This window comes from Escherichia sp. E4736 (assembly GCF_005781225.1).
Classification (GTDB): Bacteria; Pseudomonadota; Gammaproteobacteria; order Enterobacterales; family Enterobacteriaceae; genus Escherichia.
The window spans coordinates 84,121-102,384 of the sequence record NZ_VATT01000010.1 but is presented as its reverse complement, the minus strand read 5'-3'; the positions used below and the strand labels follow the sequence as shown (position 1 = coordinate 102,384).

The window sequence follows — 18,264 nt, the reverse complement described above, 5'->3', positions numbered from 1 at the left end:
TCACAAAGCGGGTCGCCCTTGTATCTGTTTGAAAGCCTGAATCAACTGATTCAAAACTACCTGCCGGAAGACCAAATCAAACGTCTGCGGCAGGCGTATCTCGTTGCACGTGATGCTCACGAGGGGCAAACACGTTCAAGCGGTGAACCCTATATCACGCACCCGGTAGCGGTTGCCTGCATTCTGGCCGAGATGAAACTCGACTATGAAACGCTAATGGCAGCGCTGCTGCATGACGTGATTGAAGATACTCCCGCCACCTACCAGGACATGGAACAGCTTTTTGGTAAAAGCGTCGCCGAACTGGTAGAGGGAGTATCAAAGCTTGATAAGCTCAAGTTCCGCGATAAGAAAGAGGCGCAGGCCGAAAACTTTCGCAAGATGATTATGGCGATGGTGCAGGATATCCGCGTCATTCTCATCAAACTCGCAGACCGTACCCACAACATGCGCACGCTGGGCTCACTTCGCCCGGACAAACGTCGCCGCATCGCCCGTGAAACTCTCGAAATTTACAGCCCGCTGGCGCACCGTTTAGGTATCCACCACATTAAAACCGAACTCGAAGAGCTGGGTTTTGAGGCGCTGTATCCCAACCGTTATCGCGTAATCAAAGAAGTGGTGAAAGCCGCGCGCGGCAACCGTAAAGAGATGATCCAAAAAATCCTCTCGGAAATCGAAGGGCGTTTGCAGGAAGCGGGAATACCGTGCCGCGTCAGTGGTCGCGAAAAGCATCTTTATTCGATCTACTGCAAAATGGTGCTCAAAGAGCAGCGTTTTCACTCGATCATGGACATCTACGCCTTCCGCGTGATCGTCAATGATTCCGACACCTGTTATCGCGTGCTCGGCCAGATGCACAGCCTGTACAAGCCGCGTCCGGGTCGCGTGAAAGACTATATCGCCATTCCCAAAGCGAACGGCTATCAGTCTTTGCACACCTCGATGATTGGCCCGCACGGCGTGCCGGTTGAAGTCCAGATCCGCACCGAAGATATGGATCAGATGGCGGAAATGGGTGTTGCCGCGCACTGGGCTTATAAAGAGCACGGCGAAACCAGTACTACCGCGCAAATCCGCGCCCAGCGCTGGATGCAAAGCCTGCTGGAGCTGCAACAGAGCGCCGGTAGCTCGTTTGAATTTATCGAGAGCGTTAAATCCGATCTCTTCCCGGATGAGATTTACGTTTTCACACCGGAAGGGCGCATTGTCGAACTGCCTGCCGGTGCAACGCCCGTCGACTTCGCTTATGCGGTGCATACCGATATCGGTCATGCCTGCGTGGGCGCGCGCGTCGACCGTCAGCCTTACCCGCTGTCGCAGCCGCTCTCCAGCGGCCAGACCGTTGAAATCATTACCGCACCTGGCGCTCGCCCGAATGCCGCATGGCTGAATTTTGTCGTCAGCTCGAAAGCGCGCGCCAAAATTCGTCAGTTGCTGAAAAACCTCAAGCGTGATGATTCTGTAAGCCTGGGCCGCCGCCTGCTCAACCATGCGTTGGGTGGTAGCCGTAAGCTCAATGAAATCCCGCAGGAAAATATTCAGCGTGAACTGGACCGCATGAAGCTGGCTACGCTTGACGATCTGCTGGCGGAAATTGGTCTTGGCAACGCGATGAGCGTGGTGGTCGCGAAGAATCTGCAACATGGGGACGCTTCCATTCCACCGGCGACCCAAAGTCACGGACATCTGCCAATTAAAGGTGCCGATGGTGTGCTGATCACCTTTGCGAAATGCTGCCGCCCAATTCCTGGCGACCCGATTATCGCTCACGTCAGCCCCGGTAAAGGTCTGGTGATCCACCATGAATCCTGTCGTAACATCCGTGGCTACCAGAAAGAGCCAGAGAAATTTATGGCTGTGGAATGGGATAAAGAGACGGCGCAAGAGTTCATCACCGAAATCAAGGTGGAGATGTTCAATCATCAGGGCGCATTAGCTAACCTGACGGCAGCGATCAATACGACCAACTCCAATATTCAAAGTTTGAATACAGAAGAAAAGGATGGTCGCGTCTACAGCGCCTTTATTCGTCTGACCGCCCGTGACCGTGTGCATCTGGCGAATATCATGCGCAAAATCCGCGTGATGCCAGACGTGATTAAAGTCACCCGAAACCGAAATTAATGTTTTATGAACCCAACACGTTATGCACGTATCTGCGAAATGCTCGCCAGGCGGCAGCCTGATCTGACCGTCTGCATGGAGCAGGTCCACAAACCCCATAACGTTTCTGCGATTATTCGTACTGCAGATGCCGTTGGCGTACATGAAGTTCACGCCGTCTGGCCTGGCAGCCGGATGCGCACTATGGCTTCGGCTGCGGCTGGCAGCAACAGTTGGGTACAGGTGAAAACGCACCGTACCATTGGCGATGCCGTCGCCCATCTGAAAGGCCAGGGCATGCAGATTCTGGCAACCCATCTTTCTGATAACGCTGTCGATTTCCGCGAAATTGATTACACCCGCCCGACCTGTATTTTGATGGGTCAGGAGAAAACGGGCATCACTCAGGAAGCACTAGCCCTGGCGGATCAGGACATCATCATTCCGATGATCGGCATGGTGCAGTCGCTGAATGTTTCCGTTGCCTCAGCCCTCATTCTTTACGAAGCCCAGCGCCAGCGGCAAAACGCAGGCATGTATCTGCGTGAAAACAGTATGTTGCCGGAAGCAGAGCAACAACGCCTGTTGTTTGAAGGCGGCTATCCGGTGCTGGCGAAAGTCGCGAAACGCAAAGGTCTGCCCTACCCTCATGTCAATCAGCAAGGCGAGATTGAAGCTGATGCCGACTGGTGGGCCACTATGCAGGCCGCAGGGTAAGCACCATGAAAGGTCGCCTGTTAGATGCTGTCCCACTCAGTTCCCTAACGGGCGTTGGTGCAGCGCAAAGTAACAAGCTGGCGAAAATCAATCTGCATACCGTGCAGGATTTACTCTTACACCTTCCCCTGCGCTACGAAGATCGCACCCATCTCTACCCCATCGGTGAGCTACTGCCGGGCGTTTATGCCACGGTGGAAGGCGAAGTGCTGAACTGCAATATCTCCTTCGGCGGTCGGCGAATGATGACCTGCCAGATTAGCGACGGTTCCGGCATTCTCACCATGCGCTTTTTCAACTTCAACGCAGCAATGAAAAATAGCCTGGCGACGGGCCGCCGCGTGCTGGCCTATGGCGAAGCAAAGCGCGGCAAATATGGTGCGGAGATGATCCACCCGGAATACCGCGTGCAGGGCGATCTCAGTACGCCAGAGTTGCAGGAAACGCTCACGCCGGTTTACCCAACCACCGAAGGCGTAAAGCAGGCGACGCTTCGAAAACTGACCGATCAGGCGTTGGATCTGCTCGACACCTGCGCCATTGAAGAACTCCTGCCGCCGGAACTGTCACAAGGAATGATGACGTTACCGGAAGCGTTGCGCACTCTGCATCGCCCACCGCCAACGCTGCAACTTAGCGATCTGGAAACCGGGCAGCATCCGGCGCAACGTCGTCTGATTCTGGAAGAACTGCTGGCGCACAACCTTAGCATGCTGGCGTTACGCGCCGGAGCGCAACGTTTCCATGCTCAGCCGCTTAGCGCCAGTGACGCGCTGAAAAATAAACTCCTCGCCGCCTTACCGTTCAAGCCAACGGGCGCACAGGCACGCGTAGTGGCGGAGATTGAGCGCGATATGGCGCTCGATGTACCGATGATGCGCCTGGTACAAGGCGATGTAGGCTCCGGTAAAACGCTGGTTGCCGCCCTCGCCGCGCTGCGTGCGATTGCTCACGGTAAACAGGTGGCATTGATGGCGCCAACCGAGTTACTTGCCGAGCAGCACGCCAATAACTTCCGCAACTGGTTTGAACCGCTCGGTATCGAAGTGGGCTGGCTCGCCGGTAAGCAGAAAGGTAAAGCGCGACTGGCTCAGCAAGAAGCCATCGCCAGCGGTCAGGTGCAGATGATTGTTGGCACTCATGCCATTTTCCAGGAACAGGTGCAGTTTAACGGCCTGGCGCTGGTGATTATCGACGAACAGCATCGCTTTGGCGTGCATCAGCGTCTGGCATTGTGGGAGAAAGGCCAGCAGCAAGGCTTCCATCCACATCAGTTGATCATGACCGCCACGCCGATCCCCCGCACGCTGGCAATGACCGCGTATGCCGATCTCGACACCTCGGTCATTGATGAACTGCCGCCAGGCCGCACACCAGTGACGACAGTGGCAATTCCTGATACGCGCCGTAACGATATTATCGACCGCGTGCGCCACGCCTGCATGACGGAAGGCCGTCAGGCGTACTGGGTTTGTACGTTGATTGAAGAATCGGAATTACTGGAAGCGCAGGCGGCGGAAGCCACGTGGGAAGAGTTGAAACTGGCGCTACCAGAGTTGAATGTCGGTCTGGTGCACGGGCGGATGAAACCAGCCGAGAAACAGGCGGTGATGGCATCGTTTAAGCAAGGTGAGCTACACCTGCTGGTTGCCACTACTGTTATTGAAGTCGGCGTTGATGTGCCTAACGCCAGTCTGATGATTATCGAAAACCCGGAGCGTCTGGGTCTGGCGCAGTTACACCAGCTTCGCGGGCGTGTAGGTCGTGGCGCGGTGGCTTCTCACTGTGCCCTGCTCTACAAAACACCGCTCTCCAAAACGGCGCAAATCCGCCTGCAAGTGCTGCGTGACAGTAACGACGGTTTTGTGATTGCGCAGAAAGATTTGGAGATACGCGGACCGGGTGAACTGCTAGGCACACGTCAGACGGGTAATGCCGAATTTAAAGTGGCAGATTTACTGCGCGACCAGGCGATGATCCCGGAAGTTCAGCGCCTGGCGCGACATATTCACGAACGTTACCCACAGCAGGCAAAAGCCCTGATAGAACGCTGGATGCCAGAGACTGAACGTTACTCAAATGCGTAAAAGGCGGCGGTGAGAAGACCGCCGTTTCAGGTTGATCTACCTTCCTGCCGGATGCGGCGTGAACGCCTTATCCGTCCTACAAAACCTACAAATTCAATAATTTGCGAATCAATATGCAGGCTTGATAAGCGAAGCGTATCAGGCATTTGTCTTTGTTGCGGCGGCACTTCTACCGCCGCTTCATCGGTTAACCCGCAAAAATCGGCAACATTAAATACAGCTTAATCACCAGGGCGTTAACGATATCGATAAAGAACGCACCGACCATCGGCACCACCAGGAAGGCCATATGTGAAGGGCCAAAGCGTTCAGTAATCGCCTGCATGTTGGCGATTGCCGTTGGTGTCGCGCCAAGACCAAAGCCACAGTGACCCGCAGCCAGCACCGCCGCATCGTAGTTTTTGCCCATCATGCGCCAGGTGACGAAGATGGCATACAACGCCATGAAGATGGTCTGTACCACCAGAATCGCCAGCATCGGCAGCGCCAGCGAAGCCAGTTCCCACAGCTTCAGGCCCATCAGAGCCATCGCCAGGAACAACGACAGGCTAACGTTACCCAGCACCGATACCGCACGTTCAAAGACGCGATAAAAGCCCATCATTGACAGACCGTTGCTCAGAATCACGCCTACAAACAGCACACAAACGAAGGTTGGTAATTCAAAAGCAGTGCCAGCCAAAAGTTGCGCAACGATTTTCCCTACCGTCAGACAGATAGCAATCAGCGCAATAGTTTCAATCAGCACCAGCGAGGTGATCATGCGCCCCACATCAGGCTTTTCGAACGCGGTCGGTACTTCCTGGTCATCCGGAATACCGTCCGGCGTGGTGGAGTGTTTCACCAGATAACGCGCCACTGGGCCACCAATCAGACCGCCCAACACCAGACCGAACGTCGCACAGGCCATCGCTACTTCAGTCGCGTTAGTAAAGCCGTAACGTTCAATGAACAATTTACTCCACGCCGCGCCAGTCCCATGACCGCCAGAAAGCGTAATAGACCCTGCTAACAGCCCCATCAGCGGATCAAGACCTAACAGACTGGCCATACCAATACCGATGGCGTTTTGCATCACCAACAGACCAACCACCACAATCAGGAAAATCCCCACCACGCGCCCACCGGCACGTAAGCTGGCAATGTTGGCGTTCAGGCCGATGGTGGCAAAGAAAGCCAGCATCAACGGATCGCGCAGCGACATATCAAAGTTGACTTCCCAGCCCATACTTTTTTTCAGCACCAACAGCGCCAGCGCCACCAGAAGCCCTCCGGCAACCGGTTCAGGTATGGTGTATTTCTTCAAAAAGGAGACGGAATGGACCAACTTTCGCCCGAGCAGCAACGTTAGCGTTGCGGCAACAAGCGTTGCTAAAGTATCGAGATGAAACATAGTTACTCCTTTGTGTCCGCACCACTCTTTCATACTCGTCATACATCATCGCGCATTTGCAGTAAGGCGAAATATGACGAGTATCGAGTCATGCTTTCCTGGTTCGAATTCTCAGCTGAAAATAGAAAAATGGCATGGATTTTAAGCAGAAAACAACCAAAAGTTATATAAAAAAGTGCATTTATCGCATTTAAATATTTAGAAGAATGGTTGGCAAACGTTTGCTTTTGCCTTTCGGTCAGCTAAAATGCCCGCTTTGCTACCACGGGATTGTTTTCGATGTCTGTTTCCACCCTCGAGTCAGAAAATGCGCAACCGGTTGCGCAGACTCAAAACAGCGAACTGATTTACCGTCTTGAAGATCGTCCGCCGCTTCCTCAAACCTTGTTTGCCGCCTGTCAGCACCTGCTGGCGATGTTTGTCGCGGTTATCACCCCTGCGCTTCTCATCTGCCAGGCGCTAGGTTTACCGGCACAGGACACACAACACATTATTAGTATGTCGCTGTTTGCCTCCGGTGTGGCATCGATTATTCAGATTAAAGCCTGGGGGCCGGTAGGTTCCGGGTTGTTGTCGATTCAGGGGACCAGTTTCAACTTCGTTGCCCCGCTGATTATGGGCGGCACGGCGCTGAAGACCGGTGGTGCTGATGTTCCCACCATGATGGCGGCACTGTTTGGTACCCTGATGTTGGCAAGTTGCACGGAGATGGTGATCTCCCGTGTTCTGCATCTGGCGCGCCGCATTATTACGCCGCTGGTTTCTGGCGTCGTGGTGATGATTATCGGCCTGTCGCTAATTCAGGTTGGATTAACGTCCATTGGTGGCGGCTATGCGGCGATGAGCGATAACACCTTTGGCGCACCGAAAAACCTGCTGCTGGCGGGCGTGGTCTTAGCCTTAATCATCCTGCTTAACCGCCAACGTAACCCTTACTTACGCGTGGCCTCGCTGGTGATTGCGATGGCGGCCGGATATGCGCTGGCGTGGTTTATGGGTATGTTGCCAGAAAGCAACGAACCGATGACGCAAGAACTGATTATGGTACCAACGCCGCTCTATTACGGTCTTGGTATTGAATGGAGCCTACTGCTGCCGCTGATGCTGGTCTTTATGATCACATCGCTGGAAACCATTGGCGATATCACCGCGACCTCTGACGTTTCCGAACAGCCGGTTTCCGGCCCGCTGTACATGAAACGTCTGAAAGGCGGCGTGCTGGCAAACGGCCTGAACTCGTTTGTCTCGGCAGTATTTAACACCTTCCCGAACTCCTGCTTCGGACAGAACAACGGTGTAATTCAGTTAACGGGTGTTGCCAGCCGTTATGTCGGTTTTGTGGTGGCGCTGATGTTGATCGTGCTGGGCCTGTTCCCGGCAGTGAGTGGTTTCGTGCAACACATCCCAGAGCCAGTTCTGGGCGGCGCTACGCTTGTGATGTTTGGCACCATCGCCGCATCCGGTGTACGCATCGTTTCCCGCGAGCCATTGAACCGTCGGGCAATTCTGATTATTGCACTGTCGCTGGCCGTCGGTCTGGGCGTTTCTCAGCAGCCGCTGATTTTGCAATTTGCCCCTGACTGGCTGAAAAACCTGCTCTCTTCAGGTATTGCCGCTGGCGGTATTACTGCCATTGTGCTGAACCTGATTTTCCCGCCGGAAAAACCGTAATTCACTTAACGGCGGTAAGTTTCTTTACCGCCGCAGCGACTCTCTTTCACCATTCCCGCCTTGAGGAATGCGCGTAAATCGTGCATAACTCCCTTATGTGTATTTCGCGGGATGGAAGACTATGAAATTTATTGGGAAGCTGCTTCTCTACATTTTCGTCGCGCTACTCGTAGTGATAACTGGCCTCTATTTTCTTCTGCAAACCCGTTGGGGTGCGGAGCATATCAGCGCATGGATTTCCGAAAATAGCGACTACCATTTGGTCTTCGGGGCAATGGATCACCGCTTTTCCGCGCCGTCTCATATCATACTGGAGAACGTCACGTTTGGTCGTGATGGACAGCCCGCGACCCTGGTGGCAAAAAGTGTTGATATCGCCTTGAGTAGTCGGCAACTGACCGAACCGCGCCATGTCGATACCATTCTGCTGGAAAACGGGACGCTGAATCTCACCGACCAGACCGCCCCGCTACCGTTCAAAGCCGATCGCCTGCAACTGCGCGATATGGCATTTAATAGCCCAAATAGCGAGTGGAAATTAAGTGCTCAGCGGGTAAATGGCGGCGTTATTCCGTGGTCGCCAGAAGCCGGTAAAGTGTTGGGAACGAAAGCGCAGATTCAATTCAGTGCTGGCTCCCTGTCGCTCAATGATGTTCCTGCCACCAATGTGTTGGTTGAAGGCAGTATTGATAACGATCGCGTTACGCTGACCAATCTGGGTGCCGATATCGCGCGCGGTACATTAACCGGAAACGCGCAGCGTAACGCCGACGGTAGCTGGCAGGTGGAAAACCTGCGCATGGCGGATATCCGTCTGCAAAGCGAAAAATCGCTGACTGATTTCTTTGCGCCATTGCGCTCTGTGCCTTCGTTACAGATTGGTCGCCTGGAAGTGATAGATGCTCGCCTGCAAGGCCCGGACTGGGCGGTGACCGATCTCGATCTCAGCTTACGCAACATGACCTTCAGTAAAGATGACTGGCAGACACAGGAAGGAAAGCTGTCGATGAATGCCAGCGAGTTTATTTATGGTTCGCTGCATTTGTTTGACCCGATTATGAACGCAGAATTTTCCCCGCAGGGCGTGGCGCTGCGCCAGTTTACCAGCCGTTGGGAAGGTGGCATGGTGAGAACGTCAGGAAACTGGCAACGCGACGGGAAAACGCTGATCCTCGATGATGCGGCAATTGTCGGGCTGGAATATACCCTGCCAAAAAACTGGCAACAGTTATGGATGGAAACAACACCCGGCTGGTTAAACAGTCTGCAACTGAAGAGATTTAGCGCCAGCCGCAACCTGATCATTGATATCGACCCGGCCTTCCCGTGGCAACTCACCGCGCTCGATGGCTATGGCGCGAATCTGACACTGGTTGCCAATCACCAATGGGGCGTCTGGAGTGGCACAGCGAATCTGAATGCCGCCGCCGCGACGTTCAATCGTGTTGATGTTCGCCGTCCGTCGCTGGCACTGGCCGCCAACAGTAGCACGGTGAATATCAGCGAACTTAGCGCGTTTACCGAGAAAGGCATTCTGGAAGCCACTGCCAGTGTTTCACAAACGCCGCAGCGCCAGACTCATATCAGCCTGAACGGACGCGGTGTGCCGGTGAATATCCTGCAACAGTGGGGATGGCCAGAGCTACCGATTACTGGCGACGGCAATATTCAGCTTACCGCCAGCGGCGATATTCAGGCCGATGCACCACTAAAACCCACGGTTAACGGGCAACTCCATGCCGTGAACGCTGAAAAACAGCAAGTGACCCAAACCATGAATGCTGGCGTCGTTTCCAGTGGCGAAGTTACGTCAACGGAGCCAGTGCAGTAAAAATCAATCTCACCGGGTACGACACAGCCGTACCCGGCATTTTTTCAATAAATAACAAACAGTAGAGTATCCAATTACCATGTTCGTTCCCGCTCATTGCACGGCGTAAACCATCCTTAAGAATACGGATATTGCTATTTTTTGTTATCAACTTACGTTTCTTTTTTCTGGGAGCGCGGTTGTGCCAAAGCGTAACTTATGGATTTGCCGAGAGTTTCTGTGAAGAGGATCATGGCAAGGCGAAACGAAGCGGAAAAAAGTGTGATGGGGGATGTGATAAGGCGAGGAAGTAGCTATAATGCGCCCCGCCTCCATGTAGCAATCGAGGCGCGGAAGATCGTCGTCTCCGGTGAGGCGGCTGGACTTCAAATCCAGTTGGGGCCGCCAGCGGTCCCGGGCAGGTTCGACTCCTGTGATCTTCCGCCAAAATGCCTCTTCTGACGTTCACCAATCCCTTGTAATACCGTTTAAAGCAGATAATTTCTTCTGTTCATGATTCAACCTGCTTTACCGAAGTTGTTCTTAATATTTATTACAGCGGAAGCGACATGCCAGACAAACGCTTAACCCAGTCCCCGACAGGCGAATTTAACGAATCAACAGCAGGCAGGAGAGATCGTCCCCGGCATTGATCATGTCGATCGCTTCATTCATTCGCTGGTTTATCGTTGACGAATGCAAGGTTGACTCGGCAAGGCTCGCCACAATTTTCAGTACCGTTGCCTCATCCAGAGTTGCTTCCAGCGATGTCAGACTCAACAAATGCTTAATATAGAAATAGTCGAGAATTAAACGGTAAACCTGGCGCATGACCGTTGAGAAATCAGCATCCGGAAAATGGCAGTGGTAAATTTTGTAGGTCAGTAAATTGCGCAATACATGCGGGGCGCTAAGGATAGAATCCTGGCAAAGCTGCTGCCACTGTTTATTCAGGACAGCAAACTTATCAGCCAGAGCCTGCTTATCCGGGCTGTTTGCCACGTCTAAATACACCGCCATCTTACGATGCAAGTCAGTAATAATACGATCCCTGCTGCTCTTATTCGCGACAAGCGACCCCAATACCGTCAGCGCACGCACCTTCAATCCCACCGACTCCGTAGGCGTTGATTGACTCATCAGGCTAATACCTGCCGCCAGCTCGCTTAATAGCTCCTGATGGTACTGTTCAGCCTGCGCAAAATGGTTGTGCAGATCGAACTCAATGCGCTGCAGATAAACCATAAACTGTGCCAGCGCCATTAGGTTTTCTTCAACGTTCAACGATGGCGCCTGTAGAAGGTGCCAGGCAAAGAGATGCACAATCTGGTGGATCTGATTAACCGGCTGGCTGGCGGTGCAGGTGTTTTTCGCCTTCGCCAACAGATCATCCTGTTCGTGCACTAACATGCTGTCGGCATCAAACAATACCAGTCGGGCTACTTCTGGACATGAGAGCACCATCGAATGGCGAGTTGTATCCGCGTAGTGTTTTTTGCTACGTGGATAAGTAGAACAGGTTTCTGAAAGTGCTTTTTCTCCCAGATCGCGATGGACCAGGCAGAGTTTATTTTCATCGAGAAACGGACACTGACCCTGCGCGTCCAGTTTGATTATCGAATAGCGGCTTTTACCATTTCGCACCCGTAATAAATTCTCTTTCGCCAACTGGGCAATTTTCGGGTGTTGTTCGTTGAGGTAAGTATGATGGGTTTTCTTGTCGATGTGTATCTGCCATCCCTGACAGCAGGAAATCAGGCAGCTGGGGCCGACGCAGGCAAACTTCTTCACAAACTCGGGGGTTACTACTTTATGGATTTGCATAACATTCTTCGCGTTTAAAAAGCGAACAGTAGCACGCTGTCAGAACAAAATGATAACGTCATAACCTGACGGTTTAACAAGTATTTCACTCGTTTCATAAATGCTCGCCCCCATCAAATGACGGGTTTACCGGAAGGGGTCATTCTCACCATTTTTGCTATCATGCCTGCATACATAAACGACAAAACAGTATGCAGAGGGAAAAATGGGTTCCACCAGAAAGGGGATGATGAACGTTCTGATTGCCGCCGTATTATGGGGAAGTTCAGGCGTTTGCGCGCAATACATCATGGAACAAAGTCAGATGTCATCGCAGTTTCTGACCATGACGCGGCTGATATTTGCCGGATTTATTCTGCTGACGCTCTCTTTTGTCCACGGCGATAAAGTCTTCTCAATCATTAAGAATCATAAAGATGCCATCAGCCTGCTTATTTTTTCCATTGTTGGCGCTCTGACCGTCCAGCTAACTTTCTTACTGACGATTGAAAAATCAAATGCAGCTACAGCAACGGTGCTGCAATTTTTATCACCAACGATTATTGTGGCCTGGTTCTCACTGGTACGAAAATCGCGCCCCGGTATTCTGGTATTTACCGCGATTTTGACCTCCCTGATAGGCACATTTTTGCTGGTCACCCACGGTAATCCAACATCGTTGTCGATCTCTCCTGCTGCGCTGTTCTGGGGAGTTGCTTCAGCCTTTGCTGCCGCATTCTATACGACATACCCCTCAACGCTCATTGCCCGTTACGGCACGCTGCCCGTCGTCGGCTGGAGTATGCTCATTGGTGGGATGGTCCTGCTGCCCTTTTATGCCGGGCAAGGAACAAATTTCGTGGTTAATGGCAGCCTGATCCTGGCTTTTTTCTATCTGGTGGTAATTGGAACTTCGCTGACCTTTAGTCTGTATCTGAAAGGTGCACAGTTAATTGGCGGGCCGAAAGCCAGTATTTTGAGTTGCGCAGAACCATTAAGTAGCGCGCTGCTCTCTTTGCTGTTGCTGGGGATCACCTTCACATTACCAGATTGGCTGGGAACGCTACTGATTCTGTCATCGGTGATTTTGATTTCAATGGATTCCCGCCGCCGCGCCAGAAAAATGTAATCGTCCGGCGCGGTACGGTTGATCATTACCAGCCAGGCACCGCGCCACCGTTAAAGAGGGTTTCTGCCGCTTTAGCAACTTCTGGTGACTGATAAGATTGCAGAAACTCCTTCACGTTTTCTGCATCCTTATTATCTTCCCGCGCCACCAGAATGTTCACATATGGTGAATTTTTATCTTCAATAAATACGCTGTCGTTAACCGGAGAAAGTCCTGTTTGCTGGATGTAAGTGGTGCTGATAATCGCTACATCCACTTTCGGGTCGTCCAGTACACGTGGCAACTGTGCCCCTTCCAGCTCCATTATCTGCAAATGGCGTGGATTCTCAGTAATATCCAACGCCGTTGGCAGTAAACCTTTCCCCTCTTTTAAGGTAATAAGTTTCTCTTTTTGCAACAGTAACAGCGCACGCCCCAGATTGGTCGGATCATTCGGAATCGCTACTGTCGCTCCTTCTTTTAGCTGATCGACTGTTTTAATTTTTTTCGAATAGCCAGCCATGGGGAAGACAAAGGTATTTCCTACCGCCACCAGTTTGTAACCGTGCGCCTGATTATCCTGTTCAAGGAAAGGACGATGCTGGAAGACATTGGCATCCAGTTCACCCTGATTAGTTGCATCGTTCGGCAACAACGAACCACTAAATCCAACCAATTCAACTTCAAGACCATACTTCTCTTTGGCCACTTTTTTAGCGACTTCTGCCACATCCTGTTCGGCACCGTTAATGACGCCAACTTTAATGTGTTTTGCATCGCTGTTTTGCTGGTCGCAGCCTGCCAGCAGGATCCCCGCCAGAAATAATGCTGCCCCTGTCCGTAGATGATGTGTTGTCAGTTTCATTTTTTTATCCTTTTATTAATGATTACCTGACTATAGCGGTAAGGTCGCTGCGGTTTAAAAAACGAAACGCTATCGATAAGAATAAAAAGGAATAAAAGTGGAATATAAGGTCTGGCACTTCTTACTGACCGCGTAAGCGCGTTTCGTACAGCATGATGAGAGCGATAAAAGCAAACTACACTTATGCTTCATTCGATACACATTTGTAAAAGGTTGAATCCATGAAACCAACGACGCTACTGCTTATTTTCACTTTTTTCGCTATGCCAGGCATCGTATACGCCGAGTCGCCTTTTAGCTCACTGCAGTCCGCAAAAGAGAAAAATACGGTATTAGAGGATTTGCGGAAAATTTGCACCCCAAAGGCATCGTTGTCAGATGAAGCGTGGGAAAAGTTAATGTTGTCAGATGAAAACAATAAACAACACATACGCGAGGCCATCGTGGCGATGGAACGTAATAATCAGAGCAATTATTGGGAAGCGTTGGGTAAGGTAGAATGCCCGGATATGTAAGTACGGCAACAACCACTGACCAACGCTTCTTTACCTGATATCAGGATTTCTTCATTTTCACCTTTGCCGTAACCAACAATGCAGTCAGTAACATCAATGTGCCGGACAACATCAGCGGCGAAGTCAGACCAATGTTATCCAACGCATAACCGCCGATTGCCGCACCGCAGGTATTGGCAAGCTGAATAACGGCCACCTGAATAGACCCAGCCTTTTCTGCCTGATCGGCCAATGAGCGAGTGATCCACGTTGACCAGCCAACGGGAATTAAAGCAAAGGTCAGCCCCCAGATAATCGCCACACCGGTAGCAACAATTTTATCGCTTCCCCACAGCGTCAGTACCAGCGCGCTCAGGGCGAGCACAAACGGTGCGCCCGCTAAGGCCAGTTTCACCGAACGTTTGAGAATGAACGACGAAAGCGATGTCCCAACAAAACTGGCGATACCAAAACTCAACAGCACCAGCGTTAAGCCATCAACGCCGAATCCCGCCAGATTCATATACACTGGGCGAATATAAGTGAAAAAAGCAAACTGCCCGGCAAAGGACATAAAGATGGCGATCATCCCGGCCATCACCCCCGGACGCTGCAACAGGCGAAAGGTATTTTGTTTCTGATGTGACGGTTCGCCAGGCAGCGAAGGCAATGATTTGATAATCCAGATAATACACAGCACGCCCATCACCGCCGCCGCATTAAAGACATTGCGCCAACCGATAAGCTCGCCTAAAAAACTGCCCAATGGCGCGGCAATTACCAGCGCAATGGACACCGCGCCGAAGATCACCGACAGCGCCTTCGGCACCGTACGAGGCGGTACCAGGCGCATGGTCAGCGACGCCGACATCGCCCAGAATCCACCCAGTGCCAGCCCCAGACAGGCGCGACCGATTAACAGCAGACTGAATGAGTTGGCAAAGGAAACCAGTAAGCAGGAAAGCGTCAGCAAAACAGCGAACAGAATGACAACGTAGCGGCGGTCAGTGGCCTGAATAGTCTGGGTAATAAACAAACTGGCAAACATCGCCACAAAAGCGGTTACGGTCACCGATTGCCCGGCAACCCCTTCCGAAATGCCTAAATCGTGCGCCATCGGCGTCAACAAACTGACGGGCAAAAACTCAACGATAATCAGACAGGCGACGCAAAACGCCACCGAGAAAACGGCTGACCAGTTCGGTCGGGTAATGGCGTCCGCGCCGCGGTTTTCTGCAATAAATTCACTCATGGTGTTACCCGTGGCATGTTTCAGGGGAAAAGCCGATCAGTTTAACATTGAAATGTGTGACACATTTAACGTTTTTGCAACTTTTACAGTGTTGTGGGAAAAATTCGAGGCTGCTCGAGGAAATAAAAATCATATGGCAAGGTGATATGCATTGACGCGATTTCGTTGGAAACAAGGGATAAAGTATCGCACTTAGTGATATGCTTTAATAACAGGACATCAACGATATGCGTGTGTTTAAAACCAAATGGTTTGCAAGGGAAGCCAAGTCTCATGCAATAACAGATGAAGAGTTATGTCGGGCCATTTTAGAAACAGATCAGGGTAAAGCTGATGCGCTTGGTGGTGGCGTTTTTAAAAAGCGCCTTCACCAAAATCGTGAGCGTGCGATTATTCTGGCGAAAGGGGGTAGCAATTGGTTTTACACGTTTTTATATGCAAAACAGGATATGTCGAACATCAGTAGTCAGGAACTGTCTGGATTTCGTGAACTCGCAAAGCATTATGCCTTCCTGACGAAAGCCCAACTGACAGCAATGATTAACAGTAAAGAACTGACAGAGATCTGCTATGACTGCAAAAACTAAATTCAAAAGCCCTGCATTTGAGGCCATTCACAGCGCGGCTGCTGGATTGTCCAGCGTTGATGCCATTTCTGCCGAAACAATGCGTACTTTTGACAAAGCCTGCCTGACCAGCGTACCAGACTTACAACCTGTTGAGATAAAAGCACTACGGGAAAAATTAAAAGTGAGTCAACCCGTCTTCGCTCACTATCTCAATACCAGCGTTTCAACTGTACAAAAATGGGAAAGTGGCGCTAAACGCCCCAGCGGCATATCATTAAAACTACTTAGTATTGTGCAAAAACACGGGCTAGAGGTGCTGCTGTAAATAGAACGTAGAGAATGCGTCCGTCTACTGTCAGATCCGATAGCGGATGCGGCGTGAACGCCTTATCCGTACTCGGTCTGTAGGCCTGATAAGACGCGCCAGCGCCGCATCAGGCAAGCGTTTTAATGCAGCCAGTAAACGCCCTCAGCAGGCTGAAAAAATGCGTTGTAGCGCATCTGGAATGCATGAATCTCCTGCATTTCAGGCTCTATTTCGCGCAGAAAACCCAGCGCCAGCCTGACCTGAGCATCGGTAATCGGCGCGGCAAGGCGGGCTTTTTGTAAAATCCGATGCCATTGCAGCAGGTTCTGTTCGCTGCCATCGACAATGACAACCTGCCAGATAAGCAACACCTGCGCGGCATTTTGCAGGTGCGACTCATCCGGGCGATGCAGATAACGTAAAAATTCGTCACCGGCTGACTTTCCCATTTGATCGACCATTGACTCAACGGGTACAACATCAATATTCAGCCGATCGCTGAGGCGGCGAATCGCTTTTCTGGCCCCGGATGTCAGCACCCGAAAACCAACCACAAACACCACCGCCAGCGTAGCGAGCATTATCCAGATCATGAGTTCTCCTGCGTAACCGGCACTCATGATATCTGGAAACGCTTATCAGATACTAATCCACCAGGATGATTTTCAGCGCAAACAATGCCGCTACAACCACCACACACAGATTCAGATCGCGCCAGCGCCCGGTGCACACTTTCATGATGCAGTAAGACATAAAGCCGAGCGCAATCCCTTCAGTGATCGAGAAAGTAAAGGGCATCATCACTGTGGTGATAAATGCGGGTACCGATTCGGTAAAATCATCCCAGTTAACGCGTGCCAGGCTCGATGTCATCAATACGCCAACGAAGATTAAGGCCCCGGCGGTGGCGTAAGGTGGAACCATCGCCACCAGCGGTGAGAAGAACATAACCAGCAGGAACATAACGCCAACAACAACCGCAGTCAGCCCCGTGCGACCGCCGACCGCCACGCCAGAAGTACTTTCAATATAGGCGGTAACAGAGGAAGTTCCGATAAACGCGCCAGCCACCGAACTCACGCTATCAACATATAGCGCCTTATTCATGTTAGGGAATTTACCGTTACTATCTATTAAGCCAGCTTTATCAGTTACACCAATTAATGTTCCTGATGAATCAAATAGGTTGATCAACATAAAGGAGAAAATGATACCGGCAAGCTCAAGCGATAATGCCCCGCTCAAATCAACCTCGCCAATAACACCGCTAATATCAGGTGGAATAGAATAGATTCCGCTGAAATGAACATCTCCGAAAAATAATCCACAACAGGAAGTAACGACGATAGAAACCAACACCGCCGCATGAAAATTACGCGATGACAACACGGTTATAATAAAAAACCCTAAAATACCTAACAACACGCCGTGGGAACTTAAATCACCAATCATCACCAGCGTGTCTTTATTGGCGACAATAACACCGGTATTTTTTAATCCCATTAAGGCAATAAATAGCCCGATACCACTGGTGATACCAATACGTAAACTTAACGGAATGTTAGAGATCATCCAGTAACGGATACGAAAAAGAGTCAGCAAAAATAGCCCTATTGCCCCCCAGAATATCGCCCCCATTCCGGTCTGCCAGGAGATGCCCATCGCCCCTACAACCACGAACGCAAAGAAGGCGTTCAGCCCCATTGCCGGAGCCAGCGCCACGGGCAAGTTAGCAAATATCCCCATCGCAATACTACCGATACCGGCAATCAAACAAGTGGTGACAAACACCACTTTCGGGTCCATTTGTGCCGCACCGAGTATTTGTGGGTTAACAAAAACGATGTACACCATAGTTAAAAAAGTGGTCATCCCCGCAATCAATTCTGTGCGGACGGTAGTCCCATGTTGTGGCAGTTTAAATAATCGAGAAAGCGTCCCTGATTCATTACTCACGTAATCGGTATTATCATTATTCATTTTCTTGTCCATTGGAGGAGATTTAATCCTTTGCTTTTGTAAAACAAATGACAACAACGGTTCAGTGATAATTATCACATTTCAATTGCACATTAATGGATA

Annotated in this window: 14 protein-coding genes, 1 tRNA gene and 1 pseudogene; 10 read left to right on the top strand and 6 right to left on the bottom strand. The window is 51.2% G+C overall.

Going from position 1 to position 18,264, the window contains the following annotated elements:
- Positions 1-18: 18 nt before the first annotated feature.
- From spoT to recG, 3 genes are read left to right on the top strand one after another with little or no spacing between them, the layout of a single operon-like run.
- The gene (gene spoT, locus FEK46_RS07230; RefSeq protein WP_130206741.1) at positions 19-2,127 is read left to right on the top strand and encodes a bifunctional GTP diphosphokinase/guanosine-3',5'-bis pyrophosphate 3'-pyrophosphohydrolase; all 2,109 of its coding nucleotides are present in this window, start codon (positions 19-21) and stop codon (positions 2,125-2,127) included.
- 6 nt (positions 2,128-2,133) lie between these two features.
- Positions 2,134-2,823, top strand: coding sequence for a tRNA (guanosine(18)-2'-O)-methyltransferase TrmH (gene trmH / locus FEK46_RS07225; protein WP_001070177.1), 690 nt, complete (start codon positions 2,134-2,136; stop codon positions 2,821-2,823).
- Between the two features lie 5 nt (positions 2,824-2,828).
- Positions 2,829-4,910, top strand: a complete 2,082-nt coding sequence (recG, locus tag FEK46_RS07220; RefSeq protein WP_135560319.1) for an ATP-dependent DNA helicase RecG — start codon at positions 2,829-2,831, stop codon at positions 4,908-4,910.
- Positions 4,911-5,097: 187 nt separating this feature from the next.
- Here recG and gltS read toward each other — a convergent pair whose 3' ends face one another.
- Entirely contained in the window at positions 5,098-6,303 is a 1,206-nt protein-coding gene (gene gltS / locus FEK46_RS07215; RefSeq protein WP_130206745.1) for a sodium/glutamate symporter, read from the bottom strand.
- A 279-nt stretch (positions 6,304-6,582) separates the two neighbouring features.
- Between gltS and xanP the strand changes: the two genes are divergently transcribed.
- The 3 genes from xanP (at position 6,583) to FEK46_RS07200 (ending at position 10,231) form a co-directional block, all read left to right on the top strand.
- The gene (gene xanP / locus FEK46_RS07210; RefSeq protein ID WP_130261160.1) at positions 6,583-7,974 is read left to right on the top strand and encodes a xanthine/proton symporter XanP; all 1,392 of its coding nucleotides are present in this window, start codon (positions 6,583-6,585) and stop codon (positions 7,972-7,974) included.
- 121 nt (positions 7,975-8,095) lie between these two features.
- The gene (locus FEK46_RS07205; RefSeq protein WP_130261159.1) at positions 8,096-9,805 is read left to right on the top strand and encodes an AsmA family protein; all 1,710 of its coding nucleotides are present in this window, start codon (positions 8,096-8,098) and stop codon (positions 9,803-9,805) included.
- Between the two features lie 331 nt (positions 9,806-10,136).
- Positions 10,137-10,231 (top strand) — tRNA-Sec (locus FEK46_RS07200).
- 162 nt (positions 10,232-10,393) lie between these two features.
- Here FEK46_RS07200 and fliB read toward each other — a convergent pair.
- Positions 10,394-11,608 (bottom strand): flagellin lysine-N-methylase, encoded by a 1,215-nt coding sequence (gene fliB / locus FEK46_RS07195; RefSeq protein WP_135560320.1) that lies wholly within the window; start codon positions 11,606-11,608, stop codon positions 10,394-10,396.
- Between the two features lie 205 nt (positions 11,609-11,813).
- Between fliB and FEK46_RS07190 the strand changes: the two are divergent.
- Positions 11,814-12,738, top strand: a pseudogene (locus FEK46_RS07190) (carboxylate/amino acid/amine transporter).
- A 3-nt stretch (positions 12,739-12,741) separates the two neighbouring features.
- Here FEK46_RS07190 and nlpA read toward each other — a convergent pair.
- Positions 12,742-13,560, bottom strand: coding sequence for a lipoprotein NlpA (nlpA, locus tag FEK46_RS07185; RefSeq protein WP_130261096.1), 819 nt, complete (start codon positions 13,558-13,560; stop codon positions 12,742-12,744).
- Between the two features lie 221 nt (positions 13,561-13,781).
- Here nlpA and yicS point away from each other — a divergent pair, with 221 nt between their 5' ends.
- On the top strand, positions 13,782-14,075 hold the full coding sequence (gene yicS, locus FEK46_RS07180) for a protein YicS (RefSeq protein ID WP_064526021.1): 294 nt from the start codon (positions 13,782-13,784) through the stop codon (positions 14,073-14,075).
- 40 nt (positions 14,076-14,115) lie between these two features.
- On the opposite strand, the gene nepI is transcribed toward yicS, so the two are convergent.
- Entirely contained in the window at positions 14,116-15,306 is a 1,191-nt protein-coding gene (nepI, locus tag FEK46_RS07175; protein WP_130206755.1) for a purine ribonucleoside efflux pump NepI, read from the bottom strand.
- Positions 15,307-15,539: 233 nt separating this feature from the next.
- Between nepI and FEK46_RS07165 the strand changes: the two genes are divergently transcribed.
- Together FEK46_RS07165 and FEK46_RS07160 are read left to right on the top strand one after the other, a co-directional pair.
- Positions 15,540-15,893 (top strand): type II toxin-antitoxin system RelE/ParE family toxin, encoded by a 354-nt coding sequence (locus FEK46_RS07165; protein WP_130206759.1) that lies wholly within the window; start codon positions 15,540-15,542, stop codon positions 15,891-15,893.
- Complete coding sequence (locus FEK46_RS07160; protein ID WP_135560321.1) at positions 15,877-16,200, top strand: DNA-binding transcriptional regulator; 324 nt, start codon at positions 15,877-15,879, stop codon at positions 16,198-16,200. Before FEK46_RS07165 ends, FEK46_RS07160 begins: the two co-directional genes overlap by 17 nt.
- Before the next feature lie 122 nt (positions 16,201-16,322).
- Here the strand turns inward: FEK46_RS07160 and FEK46_RS07155 are convergent, their stop codons facing one another.
- Together FEK46_RS07155 and adeQ are read right to left on the bottom strand one after the other, a co-directional pair.
- The gene (locus FEK46_RS07155) at positions 16,323-16,775 is read right to left on the bottom strand and encodes a DUF1198 domain-containing protein (RefSeq protein WP_131161525.1); all 453 of its coding nucleotides are present in this window, start codon (positions 16,773-16,775) and stop codon (positions 16,323-16,325) included.
- 52 nt (positions 16,776-16,827) lie between these two features.
- Positions 16,828-18,162 (bottom strand): adenine permease AdeQ, encoded by a 1,335-nt coding sequence (gene adeQ / locus FEK46_RS07150; protein WP_016159934.1) that lies wholly within the window; start codon positions 18,160-18,162, stop codon positions 16,828-16,830.
- Positions 18,163-18,264 lie beyond the last annotated feature (102 nt).

Coding starts and splice junctions, on each gene's coding strand:
- adeQ (WP_016159934.1), bottom strand. CDS start 18,162: ATGAATAATGATAATACCGATTACGTGAGTAATGAATCAGGGACGCTT.
- nepI (WP_130206755.1), bottom strand. CDS start 15,306: ATGAGTGAATTTATTGCAGAAAACCGCGGCGCGGACGCCATTACCCGA.
- FEK46_RS07160 (WP_135560321.1), top strand. CDS start 15,877: ATGACTGCAAAAACTAAATTCAAAAGCCCTGCATTTGAGGCCATTCAC.
- xanP (WP_130261160.1), top strand. CDS start 6,583: ATGTCTGTTTCCACCCTCGAGTCAGAAAATGCGCAACCGGTTGCGCAG.
- trmH (WP_001070177.1), top strand. CDS start 2,134: ATGAACCCAACACGTTATGCACGTATCTGCGAAATGCTCGCCAGGCGG.
- fliB (WP_135560320.1), bottom strand. CDS start 11,608: ATGCAAATCCATAAAGTAGTAACCCCCGAGTTTGTGAAGAAGTTTGCC.
- FEK46_RS07205 (WP_130261159.1), top strand. CDS start 8,096: ATGAAATTTATTGGGAAGCTGCTTCTCTACATTTTCGTCGCGCTACTC.
- FEK46_RS07155 (WP_131161525.1), bottom strand. CDS start 16,775: ATGATCTGGATAATGCTCGCTACGCTGGCGGTGGTGTTTGTGGTTGGT.
- recG (WP_135560319.1), top strand. CDS start 2,829: ATGAAAGGTCGCCTGTTAGATGCTGTCCCACTCAGTTCCCTAACGGGC.
- nlpA (WP_130261096.1), bottom strand. CDS start 13,560: ATGAAACTGACAACACATCATCTACGGACAGGGGCAGCATTATTTCTG.
- gltS (WP_130206745.1), bottom strand. CDS start 6,303: ATGTTTCATCTCGATACTTTAGCAACGCTTGTTGCCGCAACGCTAACG.
- yicS (WP_064526021.1), top strand. CDS start 13,782: ATGAAACCAACGACGCTACTGCTTATTTTCACTTTTTTCGCTATGCCA.